This is a genomic window from Streptomyces sp. NPDC000880 (genome assembly GCF_053599675.1).
The window spans coordinates 22,187-35,981 of record NZ_JBSFMS010000017.1 but is presented as its reverse complement, the minus strand read 5'-3'; the positions used below and the strand labels follow the sequence as shown (position 1 = coordinate 35,981).

Here is a 13,795-nt window from a genome sequence, read left to right as displayed (position 1 = left end):
CAGACCCTTCCTATTCGGGCGGTTTTGTCTTGCCTTCCGAGCATCTGTAATCAGTGATTCACCCCGAGGCATTGACAACTTATTCAGACGCCGAGAACTCTGCATGACCATATGCGGGCCGGGCAAGGGACGACTGATGATCAAATTCGAAGCAGTGAACAAGCGCTATCCCCAACGGCACCGCGGCGGTACACGACCTCACCCTGGAGATGGCCGACGGCGGTATCACCGTCCTCGTCGGCTCCTCCGGATGCGGTAAGACCACAACGCTCCGCATGATCAACCGGATGGTCGAGCCGACCTCGGGCACGATCCACGTCGGCGGCAAGGATGTTCTGAAGCAGGACGCGGCTCAGCTGCGCCGCTCCATCGGATACGTCATCCAGCAGTCCGGCCTGTTCCCGCACCGCACGCCGCCGGTGTGAAGACGAAGGTCCGCCCCAACCCCGGCACCCGCGAGATCCTCATCCCCGCCCTCCGCGGCGGCGACATCGATCTGCTCCCCGAGTACCAGGGCGCGCTGCTGCACTACCTCGACCCGAAGGCGAAGGGCACCGAGGAGGGCGAGATGCAAAACGCCCTCGCCATAGCTCTCCCCAAGGGGCTGCAGATCCTCCCGTACGGCCTGGCCGAGGACTCCGACGCCTTCGCCGTCACCAGCGAGACCGCCGACAGCCCCACTGACGCGGTGGCCGCCCGCCCGTAGCGTGAACCGTTATGGAAGCCCGCGACCCTGAGCTCGAAAAGGAGCTCGACGCCACCCTGCACGCCCGCCGTGAGCTGGGGGAGGAGTACGAGTCCGCGCTCGTCGAATCATTTCTGGAGAAGGTCGAGCAGCGCCTCGACGGCACGGTGGACCGCCGTGTCCGGCGCCGGCTCGCCGAACAGCAGATGGTCGTCGCCCGAGGCGCCCGCCCGCCGCAGTCCGGGGAGAGCAGCTTCGGGGAGCGCTTCGGCTTCGGCATCGTCTCGATGATCCTGGCCGTTCCGCTGTCGGCGATCGCCGTGGCGAACGCCGGTCTGGATGGCCTGATCGTCGCCTGGATCGGCATCGTCGGGGTCAACGCCGTCCACGCGGCCCGCGGCCGGCCGTGGCTGCGGGGGCGGCGCGAGAAGTCCGACTGGGAGGACTAGGCCTTGTCCGGGCGGCCCCTCGCACGCCTGCCGGGTGGAACGACGATCACCGCAACCATTGATCAAGGAATCCGGACGGCGAGCAACACGTCCGCGAGAGCGGCGCCGGCTCAGGCGCAAAAAGCTGTACGCGGGGACCGCCGCACCCCCGGCGAACCGGAGGGCGGGACGACGGCGGTCCCCGCGTGGGACACGGTCCCGGGTCAGGGCCGGTCTCCGCGTCCAGGGCGTCTTGGGAGGTCCGGGAGCCGCTCCGGAGGTCCTAGACGCCACATTGGGTGTCGACTGGGATCCCTGCCCGGGCCCCCTGCCGACATCCACCAATGTGCCGGACGCGTGTTAAGCGGGTGCTGCGCATACGTGTCGCGCTCGTACCGTTTTCGCGACGAGAGCCCCCGCGGGTGGCCGGGGGGTAACCCCAGGAAGGCACAGAGGGGGCCAGGGGCTGTCGCGGGCGGCTACTTGCCGCCGCCCGCGAGGAACGCCAGCAGGTCCTGACGGCTCACCACACCCGTCGGCCTGCCCTCCACCAGCACGATCGCCGCGTCCGCCACGCCGAGCACCGACATCAGGTCGCCGACCGGCTCGCCCGAGCCCACCTGCGGGAGCGGCGAGCTCATGTGCTTCTCCAGCGGGTCACCCAGCGAGGCGCGCTGCGCGAACAGTGCGTCCAGCAGTTCCCGTTCGACGACCGAGCCGATGACCTCGGCGGCCATCACGTCCGGGTGGCCGGCGCCCGGCTTCACGATCGGCATCTGGGAGACGCCGTACTCCCGCAGCACCTCGATCGCCTCTCCGACCGTCTCTTCCGGGTGCATGTGCACCAGGCTCGGGATCTTGCCACCCTCCTTGTGCCGCAGCACATCCGCGACGCTCGCGGACGGGCCCGAGTCCTCCAGGAAGCCGTAGTCCGCCATCCACTCGTCGTTGAAGATCTTGGAGAGATAGCCGCGGCCGCTGTCCGGCAGCAGCACGACCACCACGTCGCCCGGGCCGAGCCCCTCGGCCACACGCAGCGCCGCGACCACCGCCATGCCGCAGGAGCCGCCGACGAGCAGGCCCTCCTCCTTGGCGAGCCGGCGCGTCATCTGGAAGGAGTCCTTGTCAGACACGGCGACGATCTCGTCGGTCACGGTCCGGTCGTACGCGGACGGCCAGAAGTCTTCACCGACACCCTCGACGAGGTAGGGGCGGCCGGAACCGCCGGAGTACACGGAGCCCTCCGGGTCGGCTCCGACGACCTTGACCTTGCCGTCGCTGACGTCCTTGAGGTAGCGGCCGGTGCCGGAGATCGTGCCGCCGGTGCCGACGCCCGCGACGAAGTGGGTGATCCGCCCGTCCGTCTGCTCCCACAGCTCGGGGCCCGTGGTCTCGTAGTGCGAACGCGGGTTGTTCGGGTTGGAGTACTGGTCGGGCTTCCAGGCGCCCGGCGTCTCCTGCACCAGCCGGTCGGAGACGTTGTAGTACGAGTCGGGGTGCTCGGGGTCGACAGCTGTGGGGCAGACGACGACCTCGGCGCCGTACGCACGCAGCACATTGATCTTGTCCGTGGACACCTTGTCCGGGCAGACGAAGATGCACTTGTAGCCCTTCTGCTGGGCCACGATGGCAAGACCGACGCCGGTGTTCCCGCTGGTCGGCTCGACGATCGTGCCGCCGGGCTGCAGCGCTCCGCTCTCCTCGGCCGCTTCGATCATGCGCAGGGCGATCCGGTCCTTGACCGACCCGCCGGGGTTGAAGTACTCGACCTTGGCCAGCACGGTCGCCTGGATGCCTGCGGTGACGTTGTTCAGCTTCAGCAGCGGGGTGTTGCCGACGAGACTGATCATCGAGTCGTGGATGCGCACAATGTTCTCCGGGATCTCCGTAGTGATGCGGCCAGCGTAAGCGGAGCAGCGCGTGATTGGGCGACGGCCGCCACGGGGCAGTTAGCTGATGACGACGTAGAGCTGCGACGCAGAGCTACGCCGCGGCTACGAGGAGGTGGCTCGGACTGTGTCGAGAGCGAGGGTGGCACGACGCATCGCCGCCGGCGCTGCCTACGGCGGCGGCGGCATCGGGCTGCTCGGAGCGGCGGCCGTGGGCCTGGTGCTGGCGGAGGTCCAGCTGGCGAAACGCTCGGTGGGCGGCGGCACGGCCCCGCTCCCGCCGCGCGGTGAGGGCCTGTACGGACTGGCCTTCGGGCACAGCGATCCGCTCCTCCTCTGCGTACTGGGGGACTCCACGGCGGCGGGGCAGGGTGTACGCAGGGCGGGCCAGACGCCGGGGGCGCTGCTCGCGTCCGGCCTCGCGGCCGTGGCCGAGCGGCCGGTGGAGGTGCGCAATGTGGCGCTGCCCGGCGCGCAGTCGGACGATCTGGAGCGCCAGGTCACGGTGCTGCTCGCGGACCGGTCCCGGACCCCGGACGTCTGCGTGATCATGATTGGCGCGAATGACGTCACACACCGGATGCCGCCCACGCACTCCGTCCGGCTACTCTCCTCCGCGGTACGCAGGCTGCGTACGGCGGGCGCGGAGGTGGTGGTGGGCACCTGCCCTGATCTGGGCACCATCGAGCCGGTGTACCAACCGCTGCGCTGGCTGGCCCGCCGGGTCTCGCGCCAGTTGGCGGCAGCGCAGACGATCGTGGTGGTGGAGCAGGGCGGCCGTACGGTGTCGCTGGGCGACCTGCTGGGCCCGGAGTTCGCCGCGAACCCGCGGGAGATGTTCGGCGCGGACAACTACCACCCCTCGGCGGAGGGCTACGCGACGGCGGCGATGGCGATGCTGCCGACGCTGTGCGCGGTGCTGAGCCTGTGGCCGGAGACCGACCACCTGGACGCGGACCGCGACGAGGACATGCTCCCGGTGGCGCGGGCGGCGGCCACGGCGGCGGCAGAGGCGGGCACGGAGGTCACGGGCGCGAGGGCCCCGTGGGCACTTTTGAAGCACCGCCGCCGCCGTCGTCTCCCGGAGCCGTCCCCGACGACGGAACCGGCACCGTCGCCGTCGCAGGTACCGCGGGCGTAGGGCGGGCAGCGGGCGCCGCGAGGCGCAACCGCCGCCTGCGCCGCGCGGCGCAGGCGCATACTGGAAGCGCTGAGCGATCGCTTAGAAAAGAGGTCCGCATCACACGACCCGGCCCGTGACCCCAGCCATACGGACGGGTAACTTCCCAGACAGTCCCTGCCCCACCGCCTCGCCCCTCATGGAGCTGTGATGCCCGAAGCCGTGATCGTCTCTGCTGCCCGCTCCCCCATCGGCCGGGCCTTCAAGGGCTCCCTCAAGGAGCTGCGCGCCGACGATCTGACCGCCACGATCATCCAGGCCGCGCTCGCCAAGATCCCCGAGCTCGACCCCAAGGGCATAGACGACCTGATGCTCGGCTGCGGGCTGCCCGGCGGCGAGCAGGGGCACAACCTCGGCCGCATCGTCGCCGTGCAGATGGGGATGGACCACCTCCCGGGCTGCACCATCACCCGTTACTGCTCCTCCTCCCTCCAGACCTCCCGCATGGCGCTGCACGCCATCAAGGCCGGCGAGGGCGACGTCTTCATATCCGCGGGCGTCGAGACCGTCTCCCGCTTCACCAAGGGCTCCTCCGACGGCCAGCCCGACACCCACAACCCCCTTTTCGCCGACGCGGAGGCGCGTACCGTCGCGCTCGCCGAGGGCAATGTCCCCGACTGGCACGACCCCCGCGAGGACGGCCTCGTCCCGGACGCGTACATCGCGATGGGCCAGACCGCCGAGAACCTCGCCCGCCTCAAGGGCGTGACGCGCCAGGACATGGACGAGTTCGGCGTACGGTCGCAGAATCTCGCCGAGGAAGCCATCAAGAACGGCTTCTGGGAGCGCGAGATCACCCCGGTCACCACCCCCGACGGCACCGTAGTCTCCAAGGACGACGGTCCGCGGGCCGGCGTCACCCTCGAAGCGGTCCAGGGCCTCAAGCCCGTCTTCCGCCCCGACGGCCTGGTCACCGCCGGCAACTGCTGCCCGCTCAACGACGGCGCCGCCGCCCTCGTGATCATGTCCGACACCAAGGCCCGCGAGCTCGGCCTGACCCCGCTCGCCCGGATTGTCTCCACGGGCGTCTCCGGCCTCTCGCCGGAGATCATGGGGTACGGACCCGTCGAGGCGTCCAAGCAGGCGCTGTCCCGCGCCGGGCTGACCATCGACGACATCGACCTGGTCGAGATCAACGAGGCCTTCGCCGCCCAGGTCATCCCGTCCTACCGGGACCTCGGCGTCGACATCGACAAGCTGAACGTCAACGGTGGCGCGATCGCCGTCGGCCACCCCTACGGCATGACGGGTGCCCGTATCGCCGGCACGCTGATCAACAGCCTCCAGTTCCACGACAAGCAGTTCGCCCTGGAGACCATGTGCGTGGGCGGTGGCCAGGGCATGGCCATGGTCCTGGAGCGCCTCAGCTAGAGCTTTTTGGGCCCGCGCGGATCTCGAGTCGTGACCGAATCTCCCCCAGGATGTGACCTATCTCCTGGGGGAGACCCCTTTCCCCAGGTCAACACTGCATTCACGCTAAACACCGAGCACAAATTTCTGTCCAATTCGTGACGTAATGCACTGACAGGGGGTGCGCGCTCATCTCAAGCTGATGTAGGAAGTCGGGGGGATCGAGTGAAACCGGGAGTAAGTCAGTGAGCGCCATGTCTCTTGCCCTGCTGCTGACCACGGCCGCAGCCACGGCCGTGGGCGCCGCTGCCCTGCATGCCGCCCACGGGCTCCGTAAGCAGGTCACGGCCCTGCGCACCGAGCTGGTCACCGCGCACAGCACCAGCCGCATCGCCTCCGTACCGCAGGCCCGCCCCGCACCGGCTGCCGAGATACGCGCCGCTGTCGCCGAGGCGCTCGCCGAGGAGCGGGAGCGGGAACTGGCCGAGGCGCGCGCCTTCTGGGCCGCGCAGGAGTCCCGCGACGCGGCGGACGCTCCCTCCCTGCTGGGCGGCCTGACCGCCCCGGGCGACGAGCTGCCCTTCTACGTCCCGCGCCAGTCCGACTTCGAGGGCCTTGAGGCGATGGACTTCGAGGCGGCCGAGGCGCTCGAGGAGCCGGCGGACATGCCCGAGGTGACGGAGTTCGCCGAGGACTCCCCCGAGCTGGCCGCGGCCCGCCGCCGCCACCCCTCGCACCCGGACTTCGTCCCGGTCCAGACCCCTGTGGTCACCGACCATGAGCGCACCGTCGCCCGCCTCGAGGAGCTCGCCGAGGCGCGTGCGGCCCTCGCCGACGTACGGCCGGGACCGCTCGGCACACTCGATGTGTACGTCTTCGCAGACGGCACGACGCTCTGTATGACCCCCGGCCACCGCGAGACCGCCGAGCAGCTCGCCGAGGCGCTGCGCGTCGGGGACACCCCGGTGCTGCTGGGCGGCTCAGGCGTTGCAGGCGCGTACGCACTGACATTCGCGTGCGGCGAGGAGAGCGTCTACATCCTCGCGGACCGCGTCATCGCGTCGCTGTAGACCCGCCCGAGACCCGCCCGCGGGCTTAAAGCCCTGCCCTCCGCGCCGCCGCTTCAACGAGACCCACGGCCTCGTCCACCTCCCTCAGGGACCCGGACGGAGCCGTTCGCAACGCTTCCGCCAAATCGTGTCCGGCAACGTTAAGTTGATCCGCAACTGCGAACAGGCCCGCCTCCGGCATGATCCGCGGCGCCTCCCCGGGCGCCTCGATCCGCTGGGCCCGCACCGCCAACTCCCTGGCCAGCGCAAGCCCTTCGGCCGCCGCACCCCGGTTCATCCGGCTCTGTGGGGCGGCCCGCAGACGGTCGGCGAAGCGGTCGACAGCGGCGGTCAGCTCAGTCGTATCAAGCACTCCGCGACCCTATGCGCCACCCCTGCACTGTTGCCAATACGCGAACGCTCAGGCACGGTGGCGTGAAGGACCACACGCGCGAAGCGTCCGGAGGCGCCGATGTCCCAAGTCTTCTCCGAAGAGACCCATCGCAACCTGCTCTCCCGAATCCCCCACTGCACCGGTCGTGAGATCTCCGACTGGCTCCGCACCGTCGATGAAGGGCCCTCCCTCTTCCGCTTCGAGGAGAAGGTCAGCTGGCTCCGGAGCGAGCACAACCTCGCGTACGGACATGCCAAAGCAATCATCCATGAGTACGACCTGAGGCGCGCCGCGCGCAAACTGCTCTAGGTCCCGAGACGTCGAAGGGCCCGCGGGTAACCCCCGCGGGCCCTTCGTCACTGCTTGGACGGCTGAACCCGGACGGTCAGTCGTTGCCGTTGAGGATCGACAGCAGTCGCAGCATCTCCAGGTAGATCCACACCAGGGTCAGGGTGAGGCCGAAGGCCGCCAGCCAGGACTCCTCGCGCGGAGCGCCGTACGCGACCCCGTCCTCGACCTGCTTGAAGTCGAGGGCCAGGAAGCACGCACCGAGGATGATGCCGATGACACCGAAGAGGATGCCGAGGCCGCCGCTGCGGAAGCCGAGGCCGTCACCGCCGCCGATGACGGCGAACAGCAGGTTGACCACCATGAGCAGCATGAAGCCCATGGCCGCGGCCATCACGAAGCCGTAGAAGCGGCGGTTGACCCGGATGAGCCGGGTCTTGTAGGCGATGAGCACACCGGCGAAGACACACATGGTGCCGAGCACCGCCTGCGCCACTGTGCCCGGGCCGATGTAGGTGCTGACCGCGCTGGAGATCACTCCGAGGAAGACACCCTCGAAGGCGGCGTACGCCAGGATCAGCGCCGGCACCGGCTTGCGCTTGAAGGCCTGAACGAGCGACAGGACCATGGCCACGAGGGCCGCGCCGATCGCGATGCCGTACGACTTGCCGATGTTGGCCTCGTCGACGGGCAGCAGGACCCAGGAGAGTACGGCGGTGAGGACGACCGTGCCGAGCGTCATGGCGGTGCGCGCCACGACGTCGTCGATGGTCATCACATTGGGACGAGCGGGGGCCTGCGGGCCCGCGCCGAACTGCGTGTCCGCGGGTGCGTACGGGTTGGTCGCGTACGGGGTGGCCGCGCCCTGGGCGTAGGGGTTGTTTCCTACGGCGGGGCCCCCGGCCTGCGGCTGCTGCGCGTTGAACCCCGCGTAGCCGTTGTCGCGGCTGAACCCCCGTCGCGAGAAGACCGGGTTACTGCTCCTCATTTCACTCCTCCATGGCCACCCTGCGCGGCCTTGAAGTCAAGAGTAATGCGGACGCAAAAGAAGCACCCTAGTGCTCGGGGAGGATCTTTCCACGATCGTGACCGGAACGACGTCCGCGGGGCGGGCACCGGCAGGCGCGGTGGGCGGTGTGGTGCCCGGAACCGGACTCGAACCGGTACGCCCCCGAGGGGCAGCGAGGTTTAAGCTCGCCGTGTCTGCATTCCACCATCCGGGCGTGGCGCGCGGGTTCGCGTTGGCACCTGAGCCTATCCGGGTAGATCCCCCCGCCCGCGCCGCCAATGGCCCGATGTTGTCTTATTTCATTGACGTCTGAGGGTGCGTCAGTGCAGGTAAGGGGTCATTCGTACCCGCCGCGCCCGGCCCGTGGCGGCCGCTTCCCGCGCACGGGAATGACGGAAAGTCGCCGCCCCCTCCGCCGGTCCCCTCCCCGGGCCCTTCCGCCGCCCCCGCCCCTTACCGGACCTCAGGGACGCCGTCATACCAAAGGAGGACGATCGGGCCCTGCGGTCCGACTGAAGTGGGCCCCGGGAACGGTCACCGGGACGGACGATTCGCCGCCGGACGGCCGACAGGATGGTCTCGTCCCGGCAGATCACCACGACAGGAGTGCCCACTCGTGACCACCACCCCCCTCGCTCACCGCGCCACCGCAGTGGCCGCCCGCGCCACGGATCTGTCCAAGGTGTACGGACAGGGCGAGACCCAGGTGGTCGCGCTCGACCGGGTCACCGTGGACTTCCAGCAGGCGGAGTTCACCGCGATCATGGGCCCCTCGGGCTCCGGCAAGTCCACGCTGATGCACTGCGTGGCCGGCCTGGACAGCTTCAGCTCCGGGTCCGTACGGATCGGTGAGACCGAGCTCGGCTCCCTCAAGGACAAGCAGCTGACCCAGCTGCGCCGGGACAAGATCGGCTTCATCTTCCAGGCGTTCAACCTGCTGCCGACGCTGACCGCCCTGGAGAACATCACGCTCCCGATGGACATCGCGGGCCGTAAGCCGAACAAGCAGTGGCTGCAGCAGGTCATCGACATGGTGGGTCTCAGCGACCGGCTCAGCCACCGCCCCACCCAGCTCTCCGGCGGCCAGCAGCAGCGCGTCGCCGTCGCCCGCGCCCTCGCCTCGCAGCCGGAGATCATCTTCGGTGACGAGCCGACCGGGAACCTGGACTCGCGCTCGGGCGCGGAGGTGCTGGGTTTCCTGCGCAATTCCGTACGTGAGCTCGGTCAGACCGTCGTCATGGTCACGCACGACCCGGTGGCCGCCTCCTACGCCGACCGGGTGATCTTCCTGGCGGACGGCCGGATCGTCGACGAGATGCTGCACCCCACCGCCGACGGGGTCCTCGACCGGATGAAGGCGTTCGACGCCAAGGGCCGGACCAGCTGAACGACCGCTGTTCCCCCGCCTTCCGGCTCTCACCCCAGGACTGACACAGACATGTTCCGTACCGCCCTGCGCAATGTGCTCGCGCACAAGGCCAGGCTGCTGATGACCGTGCTCGCCGTGATGCTCGGCGTGGCCTTCGTCTCCGGCACCCTCGTCTTCACCGATACCCTCGGCAACGCCTACCGCAAGCAGTCGGCCAAGAGCTACGACAACGTCGCGGTCGCCGTCACCACCTTCGCCGACCAGACCGGCGGCCAGAAGAACGCCAACATCGACACCAAGACCCTGGACAAGATCCGGGGTCTGGACGGGGTCTCCGAGGCCACCGGGCGGGTCTCCGGCTTCGCCGGGGTCGCCGACCGGGACGGCAAGCTGATCGGCAACGGCTGGTCCAACACCGGCGCGAACTTCGCCCCCGGCAAGGACGGCAAGGACGCCGCGTACACCTTCACCGACGGCTCGGGCCCGGTGAAGGACAGCCAGATCGCCCTCGACAAGGACTCCGCCGCCAAGGGCAAGTACCGGGTCGGGGACACCGTGCGGGTGGCGACCAACGGACCGGTGAAGGAGTACACCCTCTCCGGTGTCTTCACCACGGAGGACGGCGCCGTCAACGCGGGCGGCAGCCTCGTCCTCTTCGACACTCCGGTCGCCCAGAAGCTCTATCTGCAGCCCGGCTACTTCAAGGACGTCACCATCAGCGCCGCGGCCGGCGCCTCGGACCAGAAGATCCTGGGCGAGGTCAAGCCACTGCTGCCCAATGACGCCGAGGCGCAGACCGGAAAGCAGCTCGCCGCCGACCAGGCCCGGCAGATCGAGCAAGGCCTGTCCAACCTCAACACGATGCTGCTCGCCTTCGCGGCCATCGCCCTCTTCGTCGGCGTCTTCCTGATCGCCAACACCTTCACCATGCTGGTCGCCCAGCGCACCAGGGAGCTGGCGCTGATGCGCGCCGTCGGCGCCTCGCGCCGGCAGGTCAAGCGCTCGGTGATGCTCGAGGCGCTGGTGGTCGGCGCGCTCGCCTCCGTGATCGGCTTCGTCCTCGGTATCGGACTGGCGACCGGGCTGCGTTCGGCGATGGGCTCCTTCGGTGCGAAGGTGCCCGCCGGTCCGCTGGTCGTCTCGCCCACCGCGATCGCCTCCGCGATCGCCGTGGGTGTACTGGTCACCGTGCTCGCCGCGTGGCTGCCCGCCCGCCGGGCCGCGAAGATCCCGCCGGTGGCGGCGATGGGCAGCGCCCATCTGCCCGCGACCACCAAGTCCCTGGTCGTGCGCAACACCATCGGCAGTGTCATCACGCTGGCCGGTGCGGCGGCGATCCTCGCCGGTGCGGCGGTCGGCAAGGACGCGGGCCGGATGGTGATCGGCGCCGGCGCGTTCCTGACGCTGATCGGCATCATCGTGCTGATCCCGCTGCTGTCCCGTCCGGTCATCGCGCTGGCGCGGCCGCTGCTGCACCGGGTGTTCGGGGTGTCCGGCAAGCTGGCCGGGCAGAACGCGGTCCGCAATCCGCGCCGTACCGGAGCCACCGCCTCGGCGCTGGCGATCGGCCTCACGCTGGTCACCGGCCTCACGGTCATCGGTGTCACGCTGGGCCAGGCCATCGACAAGATGACCACGGACAATATCCGCGCCGACTACATGGTCACCATGGCGGGCGGCGGCGCCCTCGACAAGTCGGCGCTCACCGCGCTGGAGAAGGCGAAGGGCGTCAGCGCGGTCTCCCCGCAGCAGGCCACCTCGGTGGAGATCAAGGACGAGTTCCACTCCGCCTCCGCGGTCACCCCCGGGGACGTGGAGAAGGTCTTCGATCTGAAGACGGTCTCCGGCTCCATGGCCACGCTCGGCCAGGGCCACATCGCGGTCGCCGAGAAGACCGCCAAGTCGAACGGCTGGCATACCGGCGACACGGTGCCGGTGAAGTTCGGCAACGACAGCGCCGGCGTCAGGGCGGAGACGAAGACTCTGACGGTCGGCGCGGTCTACAAGGAAAACGAGTTCCTCTCGCCGGTCCTGGTGTCGACGTCGCTGGTGGATCCCTACGAGCCGAAGCCGTACATCCCCGAGGTCTGGGTGAAGATGGACGGCGGCGCGGACAAGGCGAACGAGCAGGCGCTGGTGGACGCGCTGGGTGACAACCCGGCGATGAGCGTCATGGACCGGCAGGACATCCGGAACATGTTCGGCGGCATGATCAACACCATGCTGAACATCATGTACGGGCTGCTGGCGATGGCCCTGATCATTGCGGTACTCGGTGTCATCAACACCCTCGCGATGTCCGTCTTCGAGCGTCAGCAGGAGATCGGCATGCTGCGGGCGATCGGCCTGGACCGCCGGAAGGTCAAGCGCATGATCCGCCTGGAGGCGGTGGTGATCTCGCTCTTCGGCGCCGTGATCGGCATCGGGCTCGGCTCCTTCCTGGCCTGGGCGATCGGCGAGACGATCAAGTCGGAGATCCCCGGGTACGCGCTGGTCGTGCCGTGGGACCGGATCGGGATCTTCCTGCTGCTCGCCGGAGTGGTCGGGGTGCTGGCCGCGCTGTGGCCGGCGCGCAGTGCAGCGAGGCTGAACATGCTGACGGCGATCAAGACGGAGTAAGCAGTACGGGATGGGAGGGCCCCGCGACCGGAGTCGGTCACGGGGCCCTTGGTGTACGCGGTACGCGCTCAGTGCCAGTCGCGGGCACGCAGCAAAAGCCCGGACTCCCCGCTCTCGGGGGTCTTCACGGCCAGGATCTGGTTGACGCCGATCCTGTTCCGCTCGAAGGAGACCGCGGACGCGGCCATGTAGAGCCGCCAGACGCGGGCCCGGCCCGGCGAGCTGTGCCGCACGGCCTGGCGCCAGTTCGCCTCCAGGTTGGCGACCCAGCGGCGCAGGGTGAGGGCGTAGTGCTCGCGGATCGACTCGACGTCGCGGACTTCGAAACCGGCTTTCTCGAGGGTGTTGACGGTACGGCCGAGGGGAGCGAGTTCGCCGTCGGGGAAGACGTATCTGTCGATGAACTCATCGACGTGGTAGGCGGACTCGTCTCTTTCGGGGCGGCGGGCGATCTGGTGGTTGAGCAGCCGGCCGCCGGGCTTGAGCAGGGAGAAGAGCTGGTCCGCGTACTCCTGGTAGCGGACCTGGCCGACGTGTTCGGCCATGCCGATGGAGGAGATGGCGTCGTACGGAACGTCCCTGACGTCCCGGTAGTCCTGAACGCGGATCTCGATCCGGTCGGTGAGGCCCTCTTCGGCGATGCGTTTGCGGGCGTAGGCGGCCTGCTCGCGGGAGAGCGTGACGCCGGTGACCTGGACGCCGTACTCGCGGGCGGCGTGGACCGCCATCGAGCCCCAGCCGCAGCCGACGTCGAGGAGCCGGTCGCCCTTCTTGAGGGCGAGCTTGCGGCAGATGAGGTCGAGCTTGTCGCGCTGCGCCTCTTCGAGGGTGCCGCCGTCCTGCCAGTATGCGCAGGAGTAGACCATGGAAGGCCCGAGGACCAGCGCGTAGAAGTCGTTGCCGACGTCGTAGTGGTGGCTGATGGCCTTCTTGTCACGACGCTTGGTGTGCAACGGTCCGGCGCGCCGCCGGACTTCCTCGGGGGGCGGTGGCGGCGGGGGCAGCGCCCCGCCGATCTTCAGCAGCCCCCGGGCGGCGGCACGCAGCCCGGGGTCGAGCAGCGGGCTGCCGCTGTCCCCGGCCCCGTCGCCGCGATCCCAGATCAGCCCCGAGAGCAGATCGAGGGCGTGGTACAGATCCCCCTCGACATCGATCTCGCCGGCCACCCAGGCCCGGGCGAGCCCGAGCTCCCCAGGCCGCCACAGCAGCCGACGCAGGGCGCGCCGGTGCTTGACGACGAGTACGGGAGCGCCTGGAGGCCCGGATTCACTACCGTCCCAGGCCCGGATACGGACCGGGAGCGGGGTCCCCAGCAACTCCTCGGCAAGAGTGGTCAGCCGCAGCGCGGCGTCGCCCATGGCGTACACCTCCGTGACGATGGATCCCAGAAATGCTCCTGCACCACGCCGCGGTGGGGCAGCGCGGTGCACTCCTGACAACAATCCGACCACTGTGCGTGCTTCCCGGCGGCGCGCAATGCCCAGGCAAAATACATGCTCCCCACATGTATCTCGCGGAAGGCACGCGTCGGGGCG

The 13,795-nt window shown here is 69.3% G+C and carries 11 protein-coding genes, 1 tRNA gene and 2 pseudogenes; 9 read left to right on the top strand and 5 right to left on the bottom strand.

Annotated features, from left to right (window positions below; genetic code table 11):
• Positions 1-136: 136 nt before the first annotated feature.
• The 3 genes and pseudogenes from ACWDO5_RS08455 to ACWDO5_RS08445 all read left to right on the top strand — a co-directional run.
• Positions 137-413 (top strand): annotated as a pseudogene (locus ACWDO5_RS08455) (ATP-binding cassette domain-containing protein); the annotation flags it as partial.
• Positions 413-673, top strand: a pseudogene (locus tag ACWDO5_RS08450) (glycine betaine ABC transporter substrate-binding protein); the annotation flags it as partial. The pseudogenes ACWDO5_RS08455 and ACWDO5_RS08450, both read left to right, overlap by 1 nt.
• 44 nt (positions 674-717) lie before the next feature.
• On the top strand, positions 718-1,134 hold the full coding sequence (locus ACWDO5_RS08445; protein ID WP_450529516.1) for a hypothetical protein: 417 nt from the start codon (positions 718-720) through the stop codon (positions 1,132-1,134).
• Between the two features lie 458 nt (positions 1,135-1,592).
• Here the strand turns inward: ACWDO5_RS08445 and ACWDO5_RS08440 are convergent, their stop codons facing one another.
• Positions 1,593-2,981 carry a cystathionine beta-synthase gene (locus ACWDO5_RS08440; RefSeq protein ID WP_450529515.1) on the bottom strand — a complete coding sequence of 463 codons (1,389 nt, stop codon included), beginning with the start codon at positions 2,979-2,981 and terminating at the stop codon, positions 1,593-1,595.
• 163 nt (positions 2,982-3,144) lie between these two features.
• On the opposite strand from ACWDO5_RS08440, the gene ACWDO5_RS08435 reads away from it, so the two are divergent.
• The 3 genes from ACWDO5_RS08435 to ACWDO5_RS08425 all read left to right on the top strand — a co-directional run bounded on the left by ACWDO5_RS08435 (position 3,145) and on the right by ACWDO5_RS08425 (position 6,602).
• The gene (locus ACWDO5_RS08435) at positions 3,145-4,143 is read left to right on the top strand and encodes an SGNH/GDSL hydrolase family protein (protein WP_450529513.1); all 999 of its coding nucleotides are present in this window, start codon (positions 3,145-3,147) and stop codon (positions 4,141-4,143) included.
• Positions 4,144-4,332: 189 nt separating this feature from the next.
• Positions 4,333-5,553, top strand: a complete 1,221-nt coding sequence (locus ACWDO5_RS08430) for an acetyl-CoA C-acetyltransferase (RefSeq protein ID WP_450529511.1) — start codon at positions 4,333-4,335, stop codon at positions 5,551-5,553.
• Between the two features lie 233 nt (positions 5,554-5,786).
• Entirely contained in the window at positions 5,787-6,602 is an 816-nt protein-coding gene (locus tag ACWDO5_RS08425) for a hypothetical protein (protein WP_450529573.1), read from the top strand.
• Positions 6,603-6,627: 25 nt separating this feature from the next.
• On the opposite strand, the gene ACWDO5_RS08420 is transcribed toward ACWDO5_RS08425, so the two are convergent.
• Positions 6,628-6,954 (bottom strand): hypothetical protein, encoded by a 327-nt coding sequence (locus ACWDO5_RS08420; RefSeq protein ID WP_450529509.1) that lies wholly within the window; start codon positions 6,952-6,954, stop codon positions 6,628-6,630.
• A gap of 99 nt (positions 6,955-7,053) precedes the next feature.
• Between ACWDO5_RS08420 and ACWDO5_RS08415 the strand changes: the two genes are divergently transcribed.
• Complete coding sequence (locus ACWDO5_RS08415) at positions 7,054-7,284, top strand: DUF4287 domain-containing protein (protein WP_307662990.1); 231 nt, start codon at positions 7,054-7,056, stop codon at positions 7,282-7,284.
• A 76-nt stretch (positions 7,285-7,360) separates the two neighbouring features.
• Here the strand turns inward: ACWDO5_RS08415 and ACWDO5_RS08410 are convergent, their stop codons facing one another.
• Both ACWDO5_RS08410 and ACWDO5_RS08405 read right to left on the bottom strand, forming a co-directional pair.
• Positions 7,361-8,251 (bottom strand): Bax inhibitor-1/YccA family protein, encoded by an 891-nt coding sequence (locus ACWDO5_RS08410; protein WP_450529507.1) that lies wholly within the window; start codon positions 8,249-8,251, stop codon positions 7,361-7,363.
• Positions 8,252-8,400: 149 nt separating this feature from the next.
• Positions 8,401-8,486, bottom strand: a tRNA-Leu gene (locus tag ACWDO5_RS08405).
• A 402-nt stretch (positions 8,487-8,888) separates the two neighbouring features.
• Here ACWDO5_RS08405 and ACWDO5_RS08400 point away from each other — a divergent pair.
• A complete protein-coding gene (locus ACWDO5_RS08400; RefSeq protein ID WP_450529505.1) occupies positions 8,889-9,659 on the top strand; it encodes an ABC transporter ATP-binding protein in 771 nt (256 codons plus the stop codon).
• A 51-nt stretch (positions 9,660-9,710) separates the two neighbouring features.
• Positions 9,711-12,260, top strand: a complete 2,550-nt coding sequence (locus tag ACWDO5_RS08395) for an ABC transporter permease (RefSeq protein WP_450529504.1) — start codon at positions 9,711-9,713, stop codon at positions 12,258-12,260.
• Between the two features lie 68 nt (positions 12,261-12,328).
• Here the strand turns inward: ACWDO5_RS08395 and ACWDO5_RS08390 are convergent, their stop codons facing one another.
• Complete coding sequence (locus tag ACWDO5_RS08390) at positions 12,329-13,618, bottom strand: class I SAM-dependent methyltransferase (protein WP_450529502.1); 1,290 nt, start codon at positions 13,616-13,618, stop codon at positions 12,329-12,331.
• Positions 13,619-13,795 lie beyond the last annotated feature (177 nt).

Bases quoted from the DNA above. Each gene is read 5' to 3' on its own strand.
- ACWDO5_RS08445 (WP_450529516.1), top strand. From the start codon at position 718: ATGGAAGCCCGCGACCCTGAGCTCGAAAAGGAGCTCGACGCCACCCTG.
- ACWDO5_RS08430 (WP_450529511.1), top strand. From the start codon at position 4,333: ATGCCCGAAGCCGTGATCGTCTCTGCTGCCCGCTCCCCCATCGGCCGG.
- ACWDO5_RS08425 (WP_450529573.1), top strand. From the start codon at position 5,787: ATGTCTCTTGCCCTGCTGCTGACCACGGCCGCAGCCACGGCCGTGGGC.
- ACWDO5_RS08415 (WP_307662990.1), top strand. From the start codon at position 7,054: ATGTCCCAAGTCTTCTCCGAAGAGACCCATCGCAACCTGCTCTCCCGA.
- ACWDO5_RS08410 (WP_450529507.1), bottom strand. From the start codon at position 8,251: ATGAGGAGCAGTAACCCGGTCTTCTCGCGACGGGGGTTCAGCCGCGAC.
- ACWDO5_RS08395 (WP_450529504.1), top strand. From the start codon at position 9,711: ATGTTCCGTACCGCCCTGCGCAATGTGCTCGCGCACAAGGCCAGGCTG.
- ACWDO5_RS08390 (WP_450529502.1), bottom strand. From the start codon at position 13,618: ATGGGCGACGCCGCGCTGCGGCTGACCACTCTTGCCGAGGAGTTGCTG.